Here is a 4,538-nt window from a genome sequence, read left to right as displayed (position 1 = left end):
ACATGCCAGCACGAAGGACGCCGCCTGCCGACCACAGACGCGGCGCCCGACAGCCCGTACCAGTCCGCCCTGCATCGCAGGCATGGCCGCCGTCCAGCCGCAGGAGCGCCGCCTACCTAGCCCTGCTTGGCGTCATCGCAGTCACGATGGCTGGCTTCACCATGCCGGCCTTCGCCGACCCAGCCGCCACGCAAGCCGGCGCCACCGTCGCGCACCAGGCGCTTGAGCTCCGGCTGCCACCGGTCACCCACGACCAAGCCCTGGCCCGCATCGCCGCCGCCGGCAGCGAGGCACCGCTGTTCTGGTCGCCGCTGATCGACGGAGAGGCACTCCGGCTCGAGCTCACCCTGTCCGCCGGCGCAGACCCCAAACGGGTGCGCCTGGCGCTGCCGGCGGTCTCACACGTCGCCCGGCTCCCCGGCGAGCCCCCGGCGGACGCCGCCCGCCCCCCGGAGGCCACCGCCCCCCCCTGCCAGGCGATCGGGGACCCCCGGACCCGGGCGCCCTCCCTGCGGCTCTATAACCACCCAGGGGGCGCGACCGGTGCCTGGACGGGCACGCTGGTCGCGGGTGACTGCCCGGCCGCGGACAGTCCCTGCGTACGTCCGGCGCAGCATTGCTTCCCGGATCAGAGGCGCGCGTCCTCAGTGGGGAGCCCCTGGCTGCTGCGCGCCCAGACCTGCGCTAGAGCGGTGGGCGCCGGCGACAGCGCCCCAGGCGGTGCCGACGTGCACTACCTGAATCAGTCCAACGACACCGCCCTGCTGCGGCTGCGACGCTCGCCACCGGCTGATGCCGCGTTCGTGGAGGTGGAGCCAGTCCTGCCTGCGATCGGCAACACGACCGTCGGCATCCACCACCCCCTCGGCGGACCGCAGGAGCTGAGCCGCGGGACGGTGGGCCAGTACAAGACCTGCCTTGAAGTCGCTTGGTGCGGCGAGGACGCGGACCCGACGGAGATCGGGTACGTGCGGGTGGAGCGGCGCGCCGGAGGGACAGGCCCCGGTAGCAGTGGCTCGGGGCTGTTCGATACCCAAGGCCTGTTGGTTGGGACTCACCTGGGTGGGTCGGATGGGGGGGGTTCGATTACTACGGGCGGTTCGATGCAGCGTACCGGGATGGGCTTCGGCAGTCGTTTGGTGATGGGGCTGAGGGATCGATGCAGATGGTGTGTTGACCGGGCTGAGCGCGATCCTCGTATGCCGTTGCCGGAGCAAGAAGCCGTTGAGCATCGGCGAACGGGCTATATCGACTCTCAGTCTTGACTCACCCAGTGGCCGGGACACTCGGAAGCGGACATCGCGTACTACCTCCTGGCTGCCCGATCAAGACCCAAAGGAGGCCTGAGCTGTGCGAACAAGAGCGGCGGCACTGAGCACATTCGCCGACACTGCGAAGCTCGCAGACTGCCTTGCCGAGGCCCCTGCTACCGATCGCGCCCGCACGGGGACCGCCCGCTTGGGACGATACTCTCGAGTCGTTGCCGGACTTGGACCTCCTCCAACAGCCCGAGTCCGACTTCGAGTTTGATCAGCGCATGGCTTGGTAGCCGCCGTCTCTCTCGCGCAGGAAACGGTGCAGCCCCGCTCGTCTCTCGGCGGTGCGTTGCGGCGCAGGTGCTCACCCCAGCACCCGGAAACGCGCGCGCCCGCATCGCGCGCGACGTCCGTCAACCCCGCGGTCGGGCGTTGACTGCGCATCCCGCTCCCGCTAGCTTTCTTCGCCGGGCCAACCTGGACGCTCAGGGTGGCTTGGATGTCCTATACGCTGTCACAGCTGATGCTGCGCCCGGAGCCACGCCTGCGTGACGACGTCAAGCTGCTCAACGGTGCCTTCTAAGGCCCGGGCGAGGGCGCCTGGGCGGCAAGGCCGGTGCCGGACCGGCTCGCTGCGCTGGCTCCTGACCATGACACCGCCGCCACGGATGCCGATGCGGCCACACCAGCTGGAGCAGCGATGCCATCGCCGCGGACCGGGAAGCGAGCGCCGTCGGCGGCGGATGCAAACACCGAGCACAGATAGCTTTCCGAGAAACCCGATGGCCATCTACGGACTCTATACCTGCGACCTCGCCGCCGGCGACCTGGTCTGGTTCACGTCGAACCGGTCGCTCGCGCCCGGCGCCAATAGCCTCTCCGACAGGCCCGACGGGACACCCGAGGTCCATGTGGCGGAGAGCATCCTGGCGCTGGTGTCGCGCGGCGGCGGGCTGATCCAGCGGGTAGAGCAGGCCGCTCAACGCGTGGCAGACGCACCGTTCCTGCCGGCGGCGGCGCGCGAGCGCGTGGCCGAGGCCATGACCGCCGGACTTCTGGAGCGCCTCCACGAGATCAGCGACATCTGGGGCACCGATCCGCCCCGGCTTCAGCGCCTGCGCCACGTCGGCGCGGGCAGCGCATAAGCACCATGGCGATCAAGCGAACGCTGCAACGGCTGCTTGCCGGCATCGGCGCCCTGCTCGCGCTGCTGCTGGCGATGGTGTACTGGCTGCTGCACACGCCCACCCCCGACCTCGCCGAGCGTGATGCACCCCTGGTGCCGCGGCTCGCGCAGGACTACCCCGGCCCGCCGCGCACCGCCGACGCCCGCGAGTTGCTGAGCTGGGTCGACAACACAACGCCGCTGGCGCGCATCAACACCGCGACGGACCAGCTGCCGAACGGCCTCGCCGTGTCCATGCTGCCCTTCATGGTGGACTGGGCCAACTCGCGCGAGACGGGCGAGAAGCCGTTCGTGCTGATGCGCAACGTCAACGCCGGCGGCAACCCCGTCCTCGGCGAGAACCTGCTGGCGACCCTGCGCGTGCCGCTGGACGGCCTGAGCGCGCTGCAGTGGTGCCTGACGCCGACGCGCAACAAGAACGACAAGGACACCTTCATGGGCCACGCCATGCTGCGCTTCCTGTTCGCGCCCGGGCGGCAGCCCGTCGTCCTGGGCCGCGACGGCGAGCCGCTGCGCGGTGCCCTGCCGGCGGACGATCTGATGCTGAGCTGGGAGGCCTGGCGACCGCCCATGACGCGCTACGACGGTCTCCAGGGACTGGACCCGTCCACCTACACCCTAACCGCCCGCGCCTACACGGGCGCCCAGCGCTTCCTCACGGACATCGTCCGCGGCAATCCCTGGCGCTGCTATCCGGTCGCGCTGCCGGAGGTCGACGGCGCGCTGCAGGCCACGTTCCTCACCGCCGCGCTGTCCGGCGATGCGTTCGCGCGGCGCATGCTCGGCCGGATGATCGAAGAAGGCGCGCTGAAGGCCGAGCGCCCACCAGACCTGACGCCGGAACAGATCAAGCGCGCCGAGGAGATCTTCGCCACCTCCCGCCTGCCGCGCGATCCGCTCGCCAACCTGCTGGAGGGCGCCGATATGTCTTACCAGCTGCTGGAGCGCTCCTGCATCACGGCGTCGCTGGGTATGATCCAGCTGGCGCTGATCCGCATCCACGCGGAGCACGACCTGGGGCCCCCGCCCAGGATGCAGCTGGTGCCTGACGGCCTGCCGCCCTGGATACAGGACCTGGTGACCGCCGACCGCGGCACCCTGCTGGCGCACATCCCCGGCGCGCTGCTGTTCGTCGCCCGCAACCAGGAGGTGCTGCCCATCAACGCCTACCGTATCCTCGAAGACGCCGGCCTGCTGGTGCCGGGTGAGGGCGGCCCTGTGGTGTACTACTACGACAAGACGAGCGGTACGCCCTACGGGGATGTGCGCGACAACATGATGTAGGCGGCGCGGCCGTTGCGGTGCGGCCGCCGGCTCTATCCAGGACGGGCTGTCGATTCAGTATCACCTCAGCTGCGGGGGCGGCGCACCCGCACCGCTTCCTCGCACTCCAGTTCATCCAGCGCGTTGTCGATGGCCGCCAGACGGGCGTCCATCTCCGGCAGCAGCACGTCCTCCAGCGCGGGCGCGGCGTAAGGTACGCAGGTACTCCCCGCGCAGGCGTTCCAGGTTGCCGGTCAACACCGCCAGGCGCACGGCGACGGGCCGCAGGTCGGCGAAGGCCCCGCGGCAGGCATCGGCCTCCGGACTCTGATTGGCCGGGGGGTGGGTCGAGACAGCCCCGCCCGGCGGCATCCGGCGCATCGGGCGCGGTCGCTGCGGACGCGACCTCCGGCAATCCGGCGCCGCAGCGCCAGCGGCGAGAGTCCGCCGACAGTTGCCGGTCTCCGACAGGCACAGTAGATGTCGGCTTCAGGTCACTGTGCAGACATCGAGAAGAGTGTCCTGGGTCGGCAGGAACCGACCCGGAGCGAACACTCCGACCGGACGCCAACAAGGAGTTTCGGACCTTCCTCCGACAATGGTCACTGTTCCTCGCTGGCGGCGTTGTGCAGTTTGGCCCCTACATGCCACTTCCAGCTGACGCCCGGAGCTGCGAGATACGAACCTCGTAGACCCTTCGCAGGCATTGCGTTGGCTGTGCCTCACGCGAGCACGCCTCCCGTTTTCTCAGCCATCCAAGCTGTTCCTTCTTGACATCGTCTCGTCGCGCAGCGGTGAGACGCTGTCGCGCCGCCTTATAGAGTGCTGCTACC

At 69.8% G+C, this 4,538-nt stretch carries 3 protein-coding genes; all 3 read left to right on the top strand.

Annotated features, from left to right (window positions below):
* Positions 1 to 1,265 (top strand): trypsin-like peptidase domain-containing protein (locus tag I6U14_RS05680; RefSeq protein ID WP_296897597.1); only part of this gene is annotated, 1,265 nt, incomplete at its 5' end.
* A 773-nt stretch (positions 1,266 to 2,038) separates the two neighbouring features.
* The gene (locus I6U14_RS05675; RefSeq protein WP_296897596.1) at positions 2,039 to 2,401 is read left to right on the top strand and encodes a hypothetical protein; all 363 of its coding nucleotides are present in this window, start codon (positions 2,039 to 2,041) and stop codon (positions 2,399 to 2,401) included.
* A gap of 5 nt (positions 2,402 to 2,406) precedes the next feature.
* Positions 2,407 to 3,726 carry a hypothetical protein gene (locus I6U14_RS05670; RefSeq protein WP_296897595.1) on the top strand — a complete coding sequence of 440 codons (1,320 nt, stop codon included), beginning with the start codon at positions 2,407 to 2,409 and terminating at the stop codon, positions 3,724 to 3,726.
* Positions 3,727 to 4,538: the final 812 nt, after the last annotated feature.

The organism is Thiohalocapsa sp. (assembly GCF_019695415.1).
GTDB lineage: Bacteria > Pseudomonadota > Gammaproteobacteria > Chromatiales > Chromatiaceae > Thiohalocapsa.
Note: the sequence above shows the minus strand (reverse complement) of the source record. Positions and strands in the feature narration are given on the sequence as shown.

Coding starts and splice junctions, on each gene's coding strand:
- I6U14_RS05670 (WP_296897595.1), top strand. CDS start 2,407: ATGGCGATCAAGCGAACGCTGCAACGGCTGCTTGCCGGCATCGGCGCC.
- I6U14_RS05675 (WP_296897596.1), top strand. CDS start 2,039: ATGGCCATCTACGGACTCTATACCTGCGACCTCGCCGCCGGCGACCTG.